Annotated in this window: 20 protein-coding genes; 9 read left to right on the forward strand and 11 right to left on the reverse strand. The window is 72.0% G+C overall.

The window, feature by feature from the left end; all coding sequences use genetic code 11:
* The first annotated feature begins 134 nt into the window (after positions 1-134).
* The 5 genes from ACLJPY_RS11190 to ACLJPY_RS11210 all read left to right on the forward strand — a co-directional run bounded on the left by ACLJPY_RS11190 (position 135) and on the right by ACLJPY_RS11210 (position 5,298).
* On the forward strand, positions 135-791 hold the full coding sequence (locus tag ACLJPY_RS11190) for a transcriptional regulator (protein ID WP_410587942.1): 657 nt from the start codon (positions 135-137) through the stop codon (positions 789-791).
* A gap of 596 nt (positions 792-1,387) precedes the next feature.
* Positions 1,388-3,931, forward strand: a complete 2,544-nt coding sequence (locus ACLJPY_RS11195; protein ID WP_410587943.1) for a nitrate- and nitrite sensing domain-containing protein — start codon at positions 1,388-1,390, stop codon at positions 3,929-3,931.
* Positions 3,931-4,347 (forward strand): roadblock/LC7 domain-containing protein, encoded by a 417-nt coding sequence (locus tag ACLJPY_RS11200; protein ID WP_020640887.1) that lies wholly within the window; start codon positions 3,931-3,933, stop codon positions 4,345-4,347. The genes ACLJPY_RS11195 and ACLJPY_RS11200 overlap by 1 nt, the downstream gene beginning before the upstream one ends.
* Positions 4,344-4,715, forward strand: a complete 372-nt coding sequence (locus tag ACLJPY_RS11205) for a DUF742 domain-containing protein (protein ID WP_308672787.1) — start codon at positions 4,344-4,346, stop codon at positions 4,713-4,715. The genes ACLJPY_RS11200 and ACLJPY_RS11205 overlap by 4 nt, the downstream gene beginning before the upstream one ends.
* On the forward strand, positions 4,696-5,298 hold the full coding sequence (locus tag ACLJPY_RS11210; protein WP_086674902.1) for a GTP-binding protein: 603 nt from the start codon (positions 4,696-4,698) through the stop codon (positions 5,296-5,298). Before ACLJPY_RS11205 ends, ACLJPY_RS11210 begins: the two co-directional genes overlap by 20 nt.
* Before the next feature lie 15 nt (positions 5,299-5,313).
* Here the strand turns inward: ACLJPY_RS11210 and ACLJPY_RS11215 are convergent, their stop codons facing one another.
* Positions 5,314-5,754, reverse strand: coding sequence for a DoxX family protein (locus tag ACLJPY_RS11215; protein WP_410587944.1), 441 nt, complete (start codon positions 5,752-5,754; stop codon positions 5,314-5,316).
* Between the two features lie 113 nt (positions 5,755-5,867).
* Between ACLJPY_RS11215 and ACLJPY_RS11220 the strand changes: the two genes are divergently transcribed.
* Positions 5,868-6,335 carry an NUDIX domain-containing protein gene (locus ACLJPY_RS11220; protein ID WP_410587945.1) on the forward strand — a complete coding sequence of 156 codons (468 nt, stop codon included), beginning with the start codon at positions 5,868-5,870 and terminating at the stop codon, positions 6,333-6,335.
* Here ACLJPY_RS11220 and ACLJPY_RS11225 read toward each other — a convergent pair.
* The 6 genes from ACLJPY_RS11225 to ACLJPY_RS11250 form a co-directional block, all read right to left on the reverse strand.
* Positions 6,325-6,972 (reverse strand): HAD family hydrolase, encoded by a 648-nt coding sequence (locus tag ACLJPY_RS11225; RefSeq protein WP_410587946.1) that lies wholly within the window; start codon positions 6,970-6,972, stop codon positions 6,325-6,327. The genes ACLJPY_RS11220 and ACLJPY_RS11225 overlap by 11 nt on opposite strands.
* A 28-nt stretch (positions 6,973-7,000) precedes the next feature.
* Entirely contained in the window at positions 7,001-7,519 is a 519-nt protein-coding gene (locus ACLJPY_RS11230; protein WP_410587947.1) for an O-acetyl-ADP-ribose deacetylase, read from the reverse strand.
* A gap of 60 nt (positions 7,520-7,579) precedes the next feature.
* Positions 7,580-10,045, reverse strand: a complete 2,466-nt coding sequence (locus ACLJPY_RS11235) for a hypothetical protein (protein WP_410587948.1) — start codon at positions 10,043-10,045, stop codon at positions 7,580-7,582.
* A 47-nt stretch (positions 10,046-10,092) separates the two neighbouring features.
* Positions 10,093-10,884, reverse strand: a complete 792-nt coding sequence (locus ACLJPY_RS11240) for an alpha/beta fold hydrolase (protein ID WP_410587949.1) — start codon at positions 10,882-10,884, stop codon at positions 10,093-10,095.
* On the reverse strand, positions 10,881-11,525 hold the full coding sequence (locus tag ACLJPY_RS11245; protein ID WP_410587950.1) for a DUF998 domain-containing protein: 645 nt from the start codon (positions 11,523-11,525) through the stop codon (positions 10,881-10,883). Before ACLJPY_RS11245 ends, ACLJPY_RS11240 begins: the two co-directional genes overlap by 4 nt.
* A 154-nt stretch (positions 11,526-11,679) precedes the next feature.
* On the reverse strand, positions 11,680-12,801 hold the full coding sequence (locus ACLJPY_RS11250) for a metallophosphoesterase (RefSeq protein WP_410587951.1): 1,122 nt from the start codon (positions 12,799-12,801) through the stop codon (positions 11,680-11,682).
* A gap of 70 nt (positions 12,802-12,871) precedes the next feature.
* Here ACLJPY_RS11250 and ACLJPY_RS11255 point away from each other — a divergent pair, with 70 nt between their 5' ends.
* Complete coding sequence (locus ACLJPY_RS11255; protein ID WP_410587952.1) at positions 12,872-13,144, forward strand: DUF6412 domain-containing protein; 273 nt, start codon at positions 12,872-12,874, stop codon at positions 13,142-13,144.
* Positions 13,145-13,206: 62 nt separating this feature from the next.
* On the forward strand, positions 13,207-13,851 hold the full coding sequence (locus ACLJPY_RS11260; RefSeq protein ID WP_410587953.1) for a YidC/Oxa1 family membrane protein insertase: 645 nt from the start codon (positions 13,207-13,209) through the stop codon (positions 13,849-13,851).
* Here the strand turns inward: ACLJPY_RS11260 and ACLJPY_RS11265 are convergent.
* A complete protein-coding gene (locus tag ACLJPY_RS11265) occupies positions 13,834-14,247 on the reverse strand; it encodes a DUF1992 domain-containing protein (RefSeq protein ID WP_410587954.1) in 414 nt (137 codons plus the stop codon). The genes ACLJPY_RS11260 and ACLJPY_RS11265 overlap by 18 nt on opposite strands.
* A 60-nt stretch (positions 14,248-14,307) precedes the next feature.
* Between ACLJPY_RS11265 and ACLJPY_RS11270 the strand changes: the two genes are divergently transcribed.
* Positions 14,308-15,078: a TetR/AcrR family transcriptional regulator gene (locus ACLJPY_RS11270; RefSeq protein WP_410587955.1), complete on the forward strand. Its 771-nt coding sequence runs from the start codon at positions 14,308-14,310 to the stop codon at positions 15,076-15,078.
* Here ACLJPY_RS11270 and ACLJPY_RS11275 read toward each other — a convergent pair.
* From ACLJPY_RS11275 to ACLJPY_RS11285, 3 genes are all read right to left on the reverse strand, one after another.
* A complete protein-coding gene (locus ACLJPY_RS11275; RefSeq protein WP_410587956.1) occupies positions 15,075-15,335 on the reverse strand; it encodes a hypothetical protein in 261 nt (86 codons plus the stop codon). The genes ACLJPY_RS11270 and ACLJPY_RS11275 overlap by 4 nt on opposite strands.
* On the reverse strand, positions 15,332-16,519 hold the full coding sequence (locus tag ACLJPY_RS11280) for a lytic transglycosylase domain-containing protein (protein ID WP_410587957.1): 1,188 nt from the start codon (positions 16,517-16,519) through the stop codon (positions 15,332-15,334). The genes ACLJPY_RS11275 and ACLJPY_RS11280 overlap by 4 nt, the downstream gene beginning before the upstream one ends.
* A gap of 195 nt (positions 16,520-16,714) precedes the next feature.
* On the reverse strand, positions 16,715-17,629 hold the full coding sequence (locus ACLJPY_RS11285; protein WP_410587958.1) for a LysR family transcriptional regulator: 915 nt from the start codon (positions 17,627-17,629) through the stop codon (positions 16,715-16,717).
* Positions 17,630-17,635 lie beyond the last annotated feature (6 nt).

Raw genomic sequence — 17,635 nt, forward strand, 5'->3', positions numbered from 1 at the left:
AATCGCGGCCACGTCGAGCAGTGCCATCGAACCGGACAAAGCGGCCAGGCGCCCACGACTGTCCACTGTGTACGCGGGCGTCGGCGCCGGAACCGCGCTTCAATGGAGGGGGACACGGACTCCAGGGGGAACCGATGACGCGGTCGGCTCGTGAACTGCTCGTGAAGATCCAGGACGAACTGGCGCCGCGCGACGGCGACAACCGGCTCGTGCCGCTGATCACCGCGGGCCGGGCGCCGCGGGCGGTGTTCGCCGCGCTCGCCGCGGAGGAGAAGCTGATCACGCTCAGCGATTGGCGGAGCTTCCACGCCCTCGCCGCCCGGGCCGACGAACCGAACGCGCGCCTCTTCTTCGGCGGGCTCGCGCCGGGCGAGCAGCAGGCGAACGGGATGCTGGACAGCCTGCTCGCCGCCACTGGTCCAGACCATGGCAAGGAACTCCCGCGCGCGGGCTGCCAGGTCTACCCGGCGTACGTCGCCTGGCTGGCGCTGAACGGCGAGTCGTCGGCGACCGCGGCGGGGATCTACGCCAACTTCGCCGCCTTCGGCCGGTACTGCCGGGACGTCGCGGCGGGCATGCGCCGGCACTACGGGTTCACTGACGCGCAATGCGCTTTCTTCGACTTCTTTGCTGCGGACGTCCCGGAAATAGAAGAACAAGCGCTCGCCGCGATCCAGGCCGGTCTCGACGCGCGCCGGCTCGACGAACGGGAAGCGCACCGCTGCGCGCGGCTGTTCCAGAGCTACGAACTGCTGTTCTGGAACACCTTGGCCGACGAGTTCCCGGGCTGAGGGGCCGGCGACGTCGCGGAACCGGTTCCGGACCACCGCAGCGTGACCGTCCGGCTGCGAATGCGGAATGACGGGAAATCCGGCGTCGTACCCGGTGAATCCGCGGCCGCGCTCGTCGATCCTGCGCATTCCGCTTTCCCGCGGCTGTCTACTCCGGACGAAGCGGCTGTGCGGGGTGACGCACGCGCACCCGTGATGTTTGTCACCGAACGATTCGCCGCTGTCGTACGTAGAGGGCGCCGCGGAGGCCCGCGCCGGATCCGGGAGCGCTCCCAGTGCTCACCTGGTTGCGTGGAACGGAAGTAGCCTTGCGGCGAAAGTCACGACTTACGGTGGTGGACTTTCGAAGCGCAGGCGGCAAGTGTGGACGGGTCACCGGTTCAAGATCACGTTCTCGCCACGGACTTGACGCGCCCTGGAGGGCTGCCTAACGTCGTCGCGGGCGAAGCAGACCACGGTGATGTTGATCCGGCTGGTCGGAATCCGGGTGTTGACCGCCTCGGGCGACCCGAAACCATGTACTGCCGGAAGGAAAACGGACCCAGGTGAAGCAGATTTCTCTTCGACGCAACCGGGGATCCTCGATTCGGAAGCGCGTGCTCACGATCGCGCTGATCCCCAGTGTGGCCCTGCTGCTGGTCGGCGTGGCCCTCGCGGGCTACCTCATCTACGACGCGGTCACCGCTCGTGATTACACCAGCCGGATCCGGAACTCGGAAGCCCCCGCGATCCCGTTCTTCGCCGCGCTGCAGCAGGAGCGCCAGGCGACGCTGAGCCTGCTGGCCGGCCAGAGCAACCAGCGTGCCGTGCTCGCGGCCGTCCGCCCCAAGACGGACGCGACCGCCGCGAAGGAGATCGAGAACCTCCGCGACAACTTCGCCGACTACGACAACACGCCGCCGAGCGTGCAGAAGAACATCGCCACGTTCTTCGGGCTGTTCCAGCAGCTGCCGCAGACCCGCCAGGCGGTCGACAGCGGCCAGATGCAGATCAGCCAGGCGTTCGCCTACTACAACAAGCTGTTCGACCAGTTCACCGACGGCGTCGCGGGACTCGCGCAGAACGCGCGCGGCGCCCAGAACGCCTACGACCGGCTGACCGCGATCCCGCTGTTCACCGCAGCCGACGCGATGCAGCGCAGTGACGCGCTCGCCGCCGCCGGGCTGGCCGCGGGCGGCCTGACGAACGACGACTTCCGCGCCTACGTCGGCCAGGTCGGTGCCTACCACGCCCAGCTGGACGCGTCGGCGCCGAAGATGATCCCCGACGTCAAGGCGAAGTACGACCAGCTGCTGGCCAGCCAGCCGTGGCAGGCCGTGACCCAGGTCGAGACCGCGTTCCTGCGCGGTGACCTCTCGAAGCTGCCGGTGCCGCAGGACCAGTGGCGGGCCGCGGCGCGCCAGGTCGGCGACGCGCTGATGGGCATCTTCATCCTGCAGAGCTCGAACGCCAGCCAGGCGGCGATCAACGACGCGGACTCGACGTTCACCGAGTCGCTCGTCGCCGGCGTGGTCGCGGTCCTGTTCGCGGTCTTCGTGGTGTTCGTCGCCGTCCGGCTGTCGAACCGGCTCATCGGCCGCCTGCACCGGCTGCGCGAGGACACCCTCGACGCCGCCGAGGTGCGGCTGCCCGAGCTGGTCGCCCGGGTCCAGGCGGGCGAGCCCGTCGACCTCGAAGAGGGCGGGCACTTCCTCGACCACGGCACCGACGAGATCGGCCAGGTCGCCGACGCGTTCAACAAGGCGCAGCAGACCGCCATCGCGGCCGCCATCGACGAGGCGAAGACCAGGGAGGGCACCAAGACGGTGTTCCTCAACATCGCCCACCGCAGCCAGGTCATCGTGCACCGCCAGCTCAAGGTGCTCGACCAGGCCGAGCGCAAGCAGGAGGACCCGGACCAGCTGGACACGCTCTTCCAGCTCGACCACCTCTCCACCCGCGCCCGCCGCAACGCCGAGAACCTGATCATCCTCGGCGGCGGGCAGCCGGGCCGTCAGTGGCGCAACCCGGTCGGGCTGGCCGAGCTGGTCCGCGGCGCGTCCGCCGAGACCGAGGACTTCGCGCGGGTCAAGACGGCGGTGCTGCCGCAGATCGCCATCCGCGGCCCGGTCGTCGGCGACCTCGTGCACCTGCTCGCCGAGCTGATCGACAACGCGACGTCGTTCTCGCCGCCGCAGTCGCGGGTCGAGATCCGCGGCAACGTGGTCGGCAAGGGCGTCGTGATCGAGGTCGAGGACCAGGGCCTCGGGCTCGAGCCGGACCAGACCGAAGAGATCAACGCGATGCTGGCCGACCCGCCGGACTTCGGGATCATGGCGCTGTCGGACGAGCCGCGCCTCGGCCTGTTCGTGGTCGCGCGGCTGGCCGCCCGCCACGGCATCCAGGTGCACCTGCGGGAGTCGGCCTACGGCGGCACCCGGGCCATCGTGCTGGTGCGCACCGACCTGCTCGCCCCGCTCGCCGAGATCGAGCCGGAGCAGCCGATCACCCCGCCGAAGCCGGAGCTCGTCCCGAACCTCTCGGAGCCCGAGACGACGGCGAACGACGAGGTCGCCCCGCTCAAGCGGCCGGTCCGCCGCCCGGCGCGGCACCGCACCGAGCCGCCCGCCGCGCCCGTGACGGCGCCCGCCGCCGTGACGCCGCCGCCCGCGGCCACTCCGCCGGTCACCGTGCCGCCGCCGGTCCCGGACCGCACGCCGCCGGCCCAGCCGTCGTCCGCTCCGACGCCGGTCCCGGCCGGGTCCGTGTCGGAGCCGGTGAGCCAGCCGACGCAGGTCCAGCCGGTGGCCGCGGTCCGGCCGCCCGCCCCGCCGTCCCGGACCTCCCGCCCCGCCCGTCCGGCCGCGCAGCAGCCGGTGTGGCCGCCGCAGGAGCCGCGCGCCGCGACGACGCCGGAAAGCCGTCCGCAGCAGCCGCGCCGCCCGGAGGCACCCGGCCGCCCGCCGCTGCCGCAGCGGCGACGCCAGCAGAACCTCGTGCCCCAGCTGCGGGAGGACAAGCCCGCACCGGAACGCGAAGAGGTCCGGCTGGACTCGCCGGAGGCCGCCCGCAGCAGGCTGTCCGCCTTCCAGCAGGGCACCCGCCGGGCCCGTGACGAAGAGTTTCCCGAGAACGACGACAGGTACGGAGAGCGCGAGTAATGGTCAACTCAGGCGCCCACGAGCTCGACTGGCTGCTGGACGACCTCGTCAAGCGGGTCGCCGGGGCGGACCGGGCGGTGGTGCTGTCCTCGGACGGCCTGCTCATCGGGAGGTCCGGCAACCTTTCCGAGGAGGACGCCGAACACCTGTCCGCGGTGGCTTCGGCGTTCCAGAGCCTGGCCCGCGGCACCGGGCGGCACTTCGGCGGCGGCAACGTCCGCCAGACGATGGTCGAGATGGACCACGCGTTCCTGTTCGTGACGGCGGCCGGGCGAGGCGCCTGCCTCGCCCTGCTGGCCCGCGAAGACGCCGACATGGGGCTGGTCGCGTACGAGATGAACCTGATGGTGAAGCGGGTCGGCCAGGTCCTCACCTCCGCGCCCCGCACGGGCGCCGGCGTCCAGCCCACGCCATGAGCGCACGGCACGAAGCCTGGTTCGACGACGAGGCCGGCCCGCTGGTCCGGTCGTACGCGGTCACGGGCGGCCGCACCCGGTCGGACACGCTCGGGCTCGACCTCATCACGCTCGTGGTCGCCCTGCGCACCGCGCACGAAGCGGGCATGCTCGAACCGGAGTACGCCCGCATCATCGCCTTGTGCCAGCGGCCGGTCTCGGTGGCCGAGGTGGCCGCCCGGGTCGATCTCCCGCTGCCCGTGGTGAAGGTGATGCTGAGCGACCTCATCGAACAGAACCTGGTGCTGTTCCGTACCGCGGCACCGGCCCAGGAAACTCCCAACCGACACGTATTGCAGGCGGTTCTTGATGGCATCCGGAAACTCTGACCCCCGGCGGAACCTGACCGCGACCGCGGTCAAGGTACTCATCGCCGGCGGGTTCGGGGTCGGCAAGACCACGATGGTCGGTTCGGTGAGCGAAGTCCCGCCACTGCGCACCGAAGAGGTCATCACCACCGCGTCCGAGGGTGTCGACGACCTGTCGGGCATCGAGCAGAAGACCACGACGACGGTCGCGCTCGACTTCGGCCGCATCACGATCAACCCCGACCTGATCCTGTACCTGTTCGGCACGCCCGGGCAGGACCGGTTCTGGTTCATGTGGGACGAGCTGGCCGAAGGCGCGCTCGGCGCCGTGGTGCTGGCCGACACGCGGCGGCTCGACAGCTGCTTCGCCGCGGTCGACTTCTTCGAGCGCCGCAACCTGCCGTTCGTCGTCGGCGTGAACTGCTTCGACGGCGCGTACCGCTACGGCACGGAGGAGGTCCGGCAGGCGCTCGACGTCGGCATGGACGTCCCGCTGCTGCTGTGCGACGCCCGCGAGCGGGAGTCGACGAAGCAGGTGCTGACCAGCCTGATGGAACACGTGATGGCGCGGTCCGACCTCGCGGCCGCCCAGGGCGGCTACTGACCGGACCGCGCTCGATCAGCGGCGGTGCTTGCGCAGGTTGTCGAGCGCGAACCGGCCCGGGCCGATCGCGGCGAACAGCAGGAAGACCCACGAGTACACGGCGGCGGGCTCGCCCATGTTCTGCAGCGGCAGCAGGCCCATCGGGGCGTGCACGGTGAAGTAGGCGAAGGCCATCACGCCGGAGAGCAGGACCGCGGCCGGCCGGCTGGCGAGCCCGACGAACAGCAGCAGCGCGCCGGCGAGCTCGAGGACGCTGCCCCACCACCCGGGGAAACTGCCGAACGGGACACTGCCGCCCTGGCCGTCGATGCCGCCGAAGAAGCCGAATCCCTGCAGGCCGTGGAAGCCGAACAGGAACGAGATCACGATCCGGCTCGCGCCGATGACGATGCCGGTGATCGGGGTGGTCTTGGTCTCGGTGGCGGTCCGGGTCTCGGTGGCGATCGTGCTGGTCATGATGGGGTTCCTTCCTGGTGACTGGCTTGCCTTCTGCTTGGGCGTCGAGTGGGTGCTCCCCGGATCGACAGCCCCGCGGAAAAACTTCGGACGAGTTTCGGCAGACTGGGCCGATGGCGGGCAAACAGAGTGCCGGGCTCCTGCTCTACCGCGGCCGCGGCGACGACCTCGAAGTGCTGCTCGGGCACATGGGCGGCCCGTTCTGGGCGAAGAAGGACGCGGCCGCGTGGTCGCTGCCGAAGGGCGAGCTCGACCCGGACGAATCCCCGGAGAAGGCGGCTCGGCGCGAGTTCGAGGAGGAGCTGGGCCTGCCGGCGCCCGCGGGGGAGTACGTCGAGCTGGGCGTGGTGAAGCAGTCGGGCGGCAAGGTCGTGACGGCGTGGGCGGTCGAGGCCGACCTCGATCCGGCGGCGGTGGTGCCGGGCACGTTCACGATGGAGTGGCCGCCGCGCTCGGGCCGTCAGCAGGAGTTCCCCGAGGTGGACCGGGTCGCGTGGTTTTCGCCGTCGGTGGCCAGGGAGAAGCTCGTGAAGGGCCAGTTGCCGTTCCTGGACCGGCTGCTCGCGCTGGTCAGCGGCTGAGCAGGGCCTCGAGCGGCTTCGCGGTGAACGACGGCAGGACGACGTCCGCCTGCCCGAAGTCGAGGTTCCGGGTGATCGCGTTGGGCACGGCGACGCAGGTGAGCCCGGCGGCCTTGGCGGAGGTCACGCCGTGCGGCGTGTCCTCGAAGGCGATGGTCTCCGCTGCGTCGGCGCCGAGGGCGTCGAGGGCCGCGAGGTAGAGGTCGGGATCGGGTTTGGCGCGGTGCAGGTCCCCGGTGAGGACGGCGTCGAAGTGGTGGTCGATGCCGAGCCGTTCGAGGTGCGGGTTCACCCAGGCCCCGGACGAACTGGAGGCGACGGCCAGCTTCAAGCCGTGCTCGCGCGCGGTTTCGAGGTAGCGCCGGACCCCGTCGCGCGGGCCGAGGTCTTCGAGGAGCCGCAGGACGTGCGTCCGGAGCCCGGGCCGCAGCGAGTCCGGGTCGATGCCGGGGACGTGCTCGCCGAGCAGGGCGACCATGGCCGGGGTGGTCCGCTGGGTCCCGATGACGGCGTACCAGGCGGCCAGCGGCAGTTCGGTGCCGTGTTCACGGAAGATGGCCTGCCAGGCCTGGAGGACGGCGGATTCGGTGTCGGCGAGCGTGCCGTCGAAGTCGAAGACCAGGGCGCGGGTGGGCACGCCTGCACCCTGCCCGCTGGGTGATCGTTCAGGCAAGGGAGTTGTGACGAGCCCGAAACGCGCGGAGGGCCGTTTCGCCGCGCAGAGCGAAGACGACCTCTTCGACGGAGCCGGGTTCGGCTTCGGAGACGGTGGTGAGCGCGATCTCCGCGGCGGACTCCATGGGCCAGCGGTAGACGCCGGTGGAGATCGCCGGGAACGCGACGGTCCGGGCGCCGAGGTCCCGCGCGACGCGCAGGGCGTTGCGGTGGCAGTCGGCGAGCAGCCCGGAGCGGTCGTCCGTCGCCGACCACACCGGCCCGACGGTGTGCACGACCCACTTCGCGGGCAGCTTCCCGGCGGTGGTGGCGACGGCCTGCCCGGTCTTCAGTCCCTTGCCGTAGTGCCCGGCCCGCAGTGCCCGGCAGGCGGCGAGGATTTCGGGGCCACCCGCGCGGTGGATGGCCCCGTCGACCCCGCCGCCGCCGAGCAGCGAGGAGTTGGCGGCGTTGACGACGACGTCGACCTCGAGGGTGGTGATGTCGGCGTCGAGGATCCGGATGCGCATGGGGATGATCCTGCCGGACACACTGGGCTGGTGCTGCTGAATTCCATCGCCGCCGCCGGGCTACGGCTGGACGGTCAGCCGGTACAGGCGTTCGCCGATCTTGTAGTACAAGTCGCCGAACCGGTCGGCCGTCAGGTCCTCCACGCCGGACTTCGTCAGCAGCACCGTGACCGCCTTCGTGGTCTTGTCGATCTTGAAGATGCGGTCGCCCTGGGTGCCGTAGACGTGGTCCGGGTCCTTGGGCACCGTCAGCAGCACGCCGTCGCGCCAGGCCATCGTGGACTTCGTGTCGTAGTCCGGGTCCGCGAACAGGCGCTGCGTCTTCACCGCGGCCGGTGCCGCCGGGTCGAACGTCAGCAGTGATCCGCCGGACAGGCCCCACACCCGGCCGTCCACCTCGGCCAGTGCGGTGACCGCCCGGGCCGACGGCAGCGGGTACCGCGTCACCGCGCCGTTCGCCGGGTCGTACGAGAACACCTCCGCCGAGGCACCCGGCGCGAACACCGGATTGACGCCCAGCGCCCCGCGCGTCGACGTGCCGCCGAAGACCTTGCCGCCCGCGTAGGCCAGGGAGACCACCGCCTGGTCCGGGACGACGCAGATGGTCCGGCCCGGGGTGCCTTCCTTCCAGATGTTCAGTGCGCCGCTGCGCTTGCCGTACTTCGGGACCGTTCCCATGTAGACAGTGCCGTCCGGGGCGCCGGCCAGCGCGTACGGGCGGTCCTGCGGCGGCGGGCCCTCGCCCGCGTGGCAGTCGGCGGCCTTGTCGCCCGCCGTGCCGCCGGTGTACTGCAGCTTCGGCGGCCACTCGCCGCCCGGCACGTAGCTGTACAGCCGGGCCGAGGGGTAGACGCCGATGTAGAGCTTGCCGTCGTGGCCCAGCAGGCTGTCGGTCTGGTTGAGGCCGGTGCGGGTCGGCGTGTCCGGGTGGTTCTCGTCGGTGTCGCCGTGCAGCGGGTCGTACACCCCGGTGCCGCCGGTGAGGTAGCCGCCGGTGTAGATCCTGCCGTCCGGGCCGGTGCCGAGCGCGTTGATCGCGGCGGGCAGCACCGGGGTGCCGGTGACGAGCCGGGTGCTCGACGCGCCCGTCGCCGGGTCGTACTTGAAGATCCGGGTGCCGTCCGGCGCGCCGCCGAGGCCGGCCAGGGTGCCGTTCTCCCAGCTGTAGCCGGTGACGTCGAGGTCAGGCCGGACAGTCGTCGGCTGCACGGCCTTCGTCGCGATGTCGTAGGACTGCAGCAGCCCCTCCTTGACGAACCAGACCTTGCCGTCCGCGGCCGGGGAGTGGTGCAGGTCGGTGTCGGGGATCGCCGCGTCGACCACCGAGCGGTACGAGCCGTCGGCGTTCTTGACGACCTGCAGCACGAGCAGCGTGCGGTCGAGCCAGGCGAACAGCCGGCCGCCGGTCCAGGTCAGCCCGCCCACCATGGAGTTGTGCGCGTACTCGGCGGGCAGCAGGCTGTCGGTCCGCCCGGTGACGTTGTCGTAGCGCACCAGCGAAGCGTTCGTCCCGGTGCCGAGGTAGGTCGCGTTGGCGGCCGGGTCGTGGGCGATGCTGCGCACGTACTCCGCGCCGGCGACGATCGGCGTGGCGCCGATGGTGGTGAACTTGCCGTTGTCGTACTTGAAGTAGCGGCCGTCGTTGTAGGTGCCGCCGTAGACCTTGCCGCCGGCGCCGGCTTCGAGGTCCCAGATGAAGGAGTACCCGCCTTCGGCGCGGCCGAGGTCGGTCAGCGTGGTGGTGCCCGGCACGTGGCGGTACAGCTTCGAGTTCGGGTAGGTGCCGAAGTAGACGCTGCCGTCGGTGGCGGTGGTGGCGGCCCAGCCGCCGACCGTGGGCGTGTCGGTGGTGTCCGGGAAGGTGAGCTGGGAGGTGACCTTTTCGGTGGCGACGTCGATGACCGCCAGCTGGGGGTTGCTGTCCGCGGTCCCGGTGTACACCGCGTAGGCCTTGCCGCCGGCGAAGGTGGTGGCGTTGGGGACGCTGCTTTCCAGCTGGACGCCGAGGTCCGTGTCGTCCTTGCCGATCACCACCTCGTCCCAGTACGCCGTGCCGACGTTGCCCACGCCGGCGTAGATCAGCGCGGAGACGCTGGTGGTTCCCGCGGGCGCCGTCCCCGAGGCGGTGGCGGTGTTCCACTGCCTGCCCGAGACCGAGCCGCCGGTGACGCTGCCGAGCAGCTGCCCGGACGAGTCGCGGAACCGCAGGTACAGGTCGGCCGCGCCGCTCTCGGTCCACACCTGGGCGTAGGCGGTGTACCGGACGCCGGCGGTCGCGGTCAGTCCCGGCTGGCTCTCCCGGCCGTAGGCCTTGTCCGGCGCCGTGTCGTCGATGCGGGCCGCGGTGCGCCCGTCCCACGTCACGGCGGTGACCCCGCCGGGGCTGTGCGACCCGCTCCAGCCGGTCAGCCCCTGGTCGAACCCGCCGTTGGTGATCCGCAGGTCGGCCGCACCGGCCGGGGTGGGCGCGGCGAGCACCCCGGCGGTCACCGCGACGGCGAGTGTGGTGCACAGCGAACGTCTCATGGCGGCCACGATCGGACGCGGCCGTACAAAACGGGTACAAGCGCCGGTCAGCGCCGGAAGAAGTCCTTCAGCACCGGGGCCAGTGCCGGCGCCTTGACGATGTGCGTCTGGCCCGGCAGCGTCCGGTACTCCGCCGAGGGCAGGACCTTCGCCAGCGACGCGACGCCGTGGCGCATCCAGTCCGGGCTGCGGCCGCCGTCGAGGCACAGCGCCGGGATCGTCACCTCCGGCCAGGCCGGCGGCAGGGGCTCGCCCGACTGGTGGTCGCCCACCACCGCCGTGTCGTACGGGATCGTGTGGGCGACGCGCTTGAGCTTCGCCCAGAACGGCATGATCCGCATCAGCGCCACCGTCCCGCCGCTGAGCCCGACGCCTTCGGTCATGAACATCTTCACCGCCTTGCCGCGCTTGCCCTCCTTCAGCGCCTCGTCGAGCCGGGCCGGGTAGTCGGCCGCGACGCGGCTGCGTGAGTCATCGACGATGAACGGCGGCTCGTACACCGCCAGCTTCGGCACCGGCAGGCTGCGCGCCGCTTCGAGGGCGAGCGCGGCGCCGGAGGAGATGCCGAACAGGAACGCCTCGCCGCCGGCCTCCTTGACCAGCGCCGCGATGTCCCCGACCTCCCGCTCGACCGTGTACGGCCCGGTGTCGGTGCTTTCGCCCCGCCCGCGGCGGTCGTAGGTGTACACCGTGAAGTGCGCGGCCAGCTCCTTCGCCAGCGCGTCGTTGGGGGACGAGCCGCGGTAGCACATCGCGCCGTCGACCAGGACGAGCGCGGGGCCGGCCCCGGCGCGGGTGTAGGCGATCTTCGTGCCGTCGGCGGAAACCGTCGTGCTCATCGGGACTCTCCTCGCGACAGCAGGTGGCCGGACGTGGTGGCGAGCCAGGCGAAGGCGATCACGACCGCCGCCCAGAAGCCGAGGGTGACCGCCGGGCTCGTCGATCCGGACGCTACGCCCGCGAAGCCCGCGAGGAACAGCAACCCGCTGACCCGGGAGTACCACGCCCGGACGGGTGAGAGGTGCGAGCCGATCGCGAAGCAGGCCGCGACCAGGGCGAGGAACCCGATGCCGCCGGCGGCGAAGTGCAGCGTGCCGTGCCAGCTGACCGACGACGGCGGCCCGGCGGGCGTGCCGGCCGGGAAGCCGTCCTGCGGGTCGGCGCGGAACACGCCCGCGCACAGCAGGCCGACCCCGTAGACCGTCAGGAGTCTCGGCCCCCACCGGCCGGGCAGGACGCGCCGGATCCCGGCCGCGGCGGCGATCGTCAGCAGGCCGGTGACCAGGAAGTTCGTGATCTGGACGAAGCCGAGGGAGCCGTTGGACAGGACGCTGGCGGGGTGCCGGGTGAAGTCGAAGCCGGCGCGGGTCAGCCCTTGGAGGACACCGGTGCCGACGAAGACCGGGCCGGCGAGGATTCCGCAGGTCAGCAGCGTGCGGGTGGTCGAGAAGGTGCGGGTGCGAAACGCTGTGGTGGTCATGGTGCCAGCCTGACAGCCGATTGTCGAAACTGTCAAGACAAAAAAAATTGTCGGTGACACACGAGCGCCCCAATGTGGCCTTCGGTGCGTCAGACGCAACCAAGGCGGCCTTCGGTGCGTGAGACGCACCGAAGGCCACATTGGGGCGCTCGGGTCAGGCGGAACGCAGCGTGAGGAGCGTGATCTCGCTGGGGGCGAAGATCCGGAACGGCGGGCCCCAGAACCCGGTGCCGCGGCTGTTGTACAGCTGCGTCTCGCCGTGCCGGGTCAGGCCGGACAGCGTCGGCTGGTCGAACCGCACCAGGAGGTGGAACGGCCAGATCTGCCCGCCGTGCGTGTGCCCGGAGATCTGCAGGTCGACACCGGCCTCGCGGGCCTGGCGGATCTGCTTCGGCTGGTGGGCGAGCAGGACCACCGGCACGTCGGCGGGCCGGTCGGCCAGCGCCGCGGCCAGGTCGGGGCCGTGGCCGGGCAGGCCGGAGGCCGCGCCGGTCGGGTCGTCGATGCCGGCGAAGAGGATCCGGTCGCCGCCGCGCTCGAGCAGCGTCGAACGGTTGTGCAGGGTGTCCCAGCCGAGGCCTTCCATGTGGTCCAGCCAGGCCTGGGCCTCGCCGAAGTACTCGTGGTTGCCGGTGATGTAGAACCGCCCGAGCCCGGCCTGGACGCCGCCGAGCGGGTCGACCTGCTTGCGGCGCTTGGCCACCGCGCCGTCGGCGAGGTCGCCGGCGTGGCAGACGACGTCCGCCTCGAGCGCGTTGACCGCCGCGACGACCTCCTCCGACCACTTCGTCCGGTCGATCGGCCCGAAGTGGGTGTCGGTGAGGACGGCGACACGCAGGCCGTCGAGGCCCGGCCCGAGCCGCGGGAGCACGACGTCGACCGCCTTCACCGGCGGGACGCGCATGGCGACGCGGTTGCCGTGCACCAGCAGCCCGGCGGCGATCAGCGCGGTCGCGCCCGCGACGATCCGCGACTGCTGTGGATCGTCGACGCCGAGCAGCGCGACCCGCAGCACCAGGCTCAGGATCGACCAGCTGAACAGCACCCAGATCACGGCGAGCAGCGAGTCGCCGAGGCGGGCGGCGGCGTCGCTCTGGTGCCGGGAGTGGCCGCGGAACATCGCGACCGGCATGGTCACCAGCCCCGCGACGAACAACGCCGTCCCGGCGATCGTGCCCGCGGTACCCCACTCGGGCGCGAGCACCAGCGTCCACCAGGGGACGGTGAACAGCAGGAGCACCGCCAGAAGCGGCACGACGACCAGTTGCCCTCTCATCGAACCAGGTTACAGCCCATCGGGCTGTTAGCGTTTTCGCTACGCTGGAGGAGAAGGAAGGGGGGACGCCGTGCACACGTTGCTGGAGCTGGCGTTCCCGGCCTTGGCCAGCCCGGCCGCGCTGGTCGCCTTCGCCTCCCTCGCCGCCGCGAGCCTCCTGGTCGTCCTGCTGGCCGGCAGCACGCACCGCGCCGAGCTCGCGTTGTGGTCGGCCCCGGTGCGCAGCCGCGCCACGGCGTTGCGCCGCCGGGCGCGGCGCGCCGAGTCGATCCGGCTCCGCGACCCCGGCCGGCCGGGCCGAAGCCGTCCGCGAGCACCCGGTTCCCGCAGCCCGGCTGCGTAGGAACCCTCCCGGCGCAGCCAATCCGCTGACCCCATTCCTTCCACTCGTGCGGAGTGCTGCCCGTGTCCGGTTTTCTCGACGTGCCCGTCGAAGGCGCGTACCACCTGATCCACGCCCTCACCGGCCCGTTTTCGACGGGTCTGGCCATCGTCGTCTTCACCCTCTGCGTGCGGCTGTTGCTGCACCCGCTCGCCCGCTCGGCCGCCCGCGGCGAACGAGCGCGGGCCGCCCTGCTGCCCGAGATCCGCGCCCTCCAGGAGAAGCACGGTCGCGACCGCGAGCGGCTGGCCGCGGAAATGACGAAGCTGCAGCAGGAGTCCGGGACGTCGCTGTTCGTCGGCTGCCTGCCGATGCTGCTGCAGCTGCCGTTCTTCACGGTCATGTACCGGCTGTTCACCACGGCCACGATCGGCGGCGAACCCAACTCGCTGCTCGGCGCGACCCTGCTCGGAACGCCACTGGGCGCGCACGGCCTGGCCGGCAGCCCGCTCGTGTTCGTGATCGCGGCCGGGCTGGTCGTCGTCGCGTGGTTTTCGGTGCGCTTGCAGCCGGCGGCGAGCGACGCTCCGGGCGGGAAGCTGCTGCGGCTGCTGCCCTACGGCACGGTGCTCGCGACGCTCGTCGTGCCGCAGGCCGCGGGGATCTACCTGCTCACCACGACCGCGTGGAGCGCCGCGGAACGGGCGTTGCTACGACGCGGCTCGTGAGCGGTGCCAGTCCTGGACCGCTTCCTCGACGTCCACCAGCGCGACCGTCAGCGGCGGTCCGGTGTGGTGGTTGAGGTAGGCCTGCCGGATCCGGTCGTTGAGGTCGGCCACGACCTCCCGCACCCGCACCTCGGTGCGTTCCGCGGCGAGCGTCTCCGGCAGGTCCTGGACCTCGCGTTTGAGCGCGAGCGCCGGCGGCAGCAACGCCGTCGTGTCGTGCCCGCCCTTCTTGACCTCGCGAAGGACCCAGTCGGTCACGGCGTCGTTGCCGGTGGGTCTGGGCAGCGGCTTGCCGCTGCCGGGCAGGTCCTCGAAGTCGCCGCGTTCGCGGGCTTCGTCGATCTGCCGGTCCACCCACCAGCGGAAGGACACCTTGGGTGGTTTGCGCCTGCTCATCTCCGCACACCCCCTCCGTCTGCTTCCAGGGTAATGTCCGAACGACGACGAGGGGATCGCATGACCGCCGAACGCACTGGCGCCGACGACGTCGACCGGACGCTCGCGCTGCTCTGGCGCGCCCGCGGCGGGGCCGCCGAACCGACCAGGGGCCGCCGCCCGACGCTGACGATCGAGCGGATCGTCGCCGCCGCGATCGCGGTCGCCGACGCCGACGGGCTCGCCGCGGCGTCGATGCACCGGGTCGCCAAGGAGCTCGGCAACGGCACGATGACGCTCTACACGTACGTGCCCGGCAAGGCCGAGCTGGTGGACCTGATGGTCGACGACGTGCTCGTCGGGCGGCGGCTGCCCGGGCCGGGTGAACCGCGCCCCGGTGACTGGCGCGAGCAGGTCGCGCTCTACGCCGAGCGGACCCGGCAGGCCTACCGCGCGCACCCGTGGCTGTGCGAGGTCTCGCGCGTCCGGCCGCCGCTGGGGCCGGGCCAGCTGGCGGGCCAGGAGTACCTGCTGTCGATCATGGACGAGCTGGGGCTGCCACCGCGCCAGGCGGTCGCGGCGGCCAACGGCATCGGCACGTACGTCGACGCGAACGCCGCGCTCGACGCGGAGAACACCCGGCTGGAGCGCAGCACGGGCCAGTCGACCGAGGCGTGGTGGCACCAGCGGTCGTCGTTCTGGGAGAACTACTTCACCGTCGACGAGCACCCGGCGATGAACCGCATCTGGCTCGGCGGCGGCTTCGACCAGAGCGCCAAGACCCAGGGCGACACGGCGTACGAGTTCGGCCTGAACCGGATGCTCGACGGCATCCAGGCCCTGGTCGGCTAGCGCCGGCTGCGCCACCGCAGCCCGCGCCGCTCCTGCCGGGGCACCGCGGCCGACGGCGGCGTGCGCAGGACGTCCCGGCACACCGGGTCGAAGCGGCCCGGCTCCTCGATCATCGGCGCCGCCAGTACGACGTGCCCGCACACCGCGCGGAACCGCCCGTCGTGCCGGCCCGCTGCGAACTCGTCCTCGGTGACGGCGTGGGTGTAGCCGTCGGTGTCGCAGCGGATGTGCACCAGGAACGGCTCCACCCGGCTCACTTGGCCGGGCTGGTCGAGGTGGTTTCCGTCGGGGTGTTCGTCGCGTCCGCCGCCGGGGTCGCGGCGGCCGTCGACGGCGGCGGGGTGGTGGTGCTGGTCGTCGACGGCGGCGGCGTCGGCGTGTCCGACGACGGCGGGGTGACCGGGGTCGAGGAGGCCGGGCTGGTCGGGGTCGTCGACGCCGGCGTGGTGGAGGTGGGCGTCTCCGACGTCGTCGGGGCCGGGGTCGTCGAGGTGCCCGGGAGCGCGTCCGCCGGCGGGGTGACGGCCGGGGGTGCCGGCGGTGCGGGCACGCCGACCGGGGACCCGGCCGCGGCGGCGTCCGGGGCGTTCGGCACGCCGATCGGCACCTGGCTGTCGGGCAGCTGGGCGACGCCGCCGCGGTAGGCCGCGGCCCACGCCACCACGGTGTCCACATAGGACTGCGAGTTGTTGTAGCGGCGCACGGCGATGCGCTGCCCCGCGTCGGTCGAGAGGTCGAGGCCGCCCGAGCAGAGGTAGCGCGCGGTGGCCAGCGTCTCGTCGTAGATGTTGTTCGGGTTCGACACGCCGTCGCCGTTGCCGTCGGAGGCGTAACCGCGCCACGTCGACGGGATGAACTGCGTCGGGCCGACCGCGCGGTCCCACACCGGGTCGCCGTCGTACTTGCCGCCGTCGGTGTCCGGGATCGCGGCGAACGCGCCGGCGCCGTTGAGCACCGGGCCGAGGATCGGCTCCAGCGTGTCGCCGTTGGCGTTGACGTACCCGCCGCGGGCGTGGTTCGACTCGATCCGGCCGATGCTGGCGATCAGCGCCCAGTCGAGGTGGCAGTTCGGCTGTTCCGCGGCGAGGATGCCGGCCGCGTTCTTGTACGCCCTGAGCATGCTGCCCGGGATGCCGAGCGACCCGGAGATGCCCGCGGAGCCGGCGCGCCCGCCCGGCACGACCAGCGGCTCCGGCAGCGGCGGCTGGGGCAGGCTGCCGTCGACCGCGATCGGCGGCATGACGATGTTCGGCTGCTGCTGCGGCGCGGCGGCGACGGTCTGGTCCGGCGCGGCGTCCCCGGCGTTGGCCACCACGACCGGCGCCGGCAGACCCGTGGTCAGCGTGGGCAGCACGACGAGCGCCCCACCCGCGAGCGCGGCGGCGGTCCGGCGCACCGAACGCGCACTCCCGCTCCTGCGACGTGGCCGGTGCTTGGGCATGCTGGTCCCCGCTTCCCTCGATCTGTCGCTGATCGCCTCACCCGATCGGCCTCACCCACCGGTACTGACCGGTAGGAGCAAGCTATCCGATGGAAGCAAACTTTGGCGAATGCCACAGCCCAATCTGCCTCTGAGGGCGAAGTTCGTCTGGATGGCACAAAACCTTCGTAGGGAATCTGTCAGATTCACCAGGACTTAACCGGTGGCTGCGGACAGTTTGTCCGACAGGACACCGGGGACGGTGAGCCCGCGGTGCGTCACGTCCGAAGCAAACCGCCGGACGAGCGAATCCGATGGCGTCGCGGTGAACGTCACGACGTCCCGGTGCAGCGGGGGCTCAAGCCGCCGCAGCGCCCCCGGGTAGGTCCGGGTGAGCGCGGTGGTCGGGACCAGCGCCGCACCCAGGCCCGCGGCGGCGAGCTGGGCCGCCGTCGCCGCCTGCTTCGTCCGCATCACCGCGTCCAGCACGACGCCGCGGCGGGCCGCCTCCTGGTCGAGCCAGCCGCCGAGGCCGTTGTCGCGGTGGTAGTGCACCACCGGCAGCCCGCCGAGGTCGGTCATCGACAGCGCGGGCCGGGCGGCGAACGGGTGGTCCGCGGCCAGCGCCACGACGATCTCTTCGCGGCCCACGACCTCGGCGGACCCGGTCCAGCGGCTCGGCCGCGGCCCGACCGCGACGTCCGCTTCGCCCGTTTCCAGCGCTTCCGCCAGCGCATCCGCGCTCATCGTCTCGGTGAGCGTGATCAGCACTTGCGGCCGGTGGCGGTGCCAGACGCGCAGCACGGGGGCGAGCAACCCGGCGGTCATGCTCTCCGCGCACGCGATCCGCAGGGTGCCTTCGCCACCGCCGGCCACCGCCCGGCCGGTCCGGACCACTCGTTCGGCGGCGGTGAGCGCCGCCCGCGCGTCCGAGAGAACGGCGCGCCCGGCGGCGGTCGGGCGAACGCCGCGCGGCAGCCGTTCCAGCACCGGCGTTCCCAGTTCCCGTTCGAGCGCCCCGATCTGGTGCGACAGCGCGGGTTGTGACAGGTGCAGCCGCGCGGCCGCCTCGGTGATCGAGCCCGCGTCCAGGACCGCGACCAGGCATTCGAGGGCGCGCAGCGTAGGCATTCGCGA

This window comes from Amycolatopsis sp. lyj-23, assembly GCF_046549135.1.
Taxonomy (GTDB): Bacteria; Actinomycetota; Actinomycetes; order Mycobacteriales; family Pseudonocardiaceae; genus Amycolatopsis.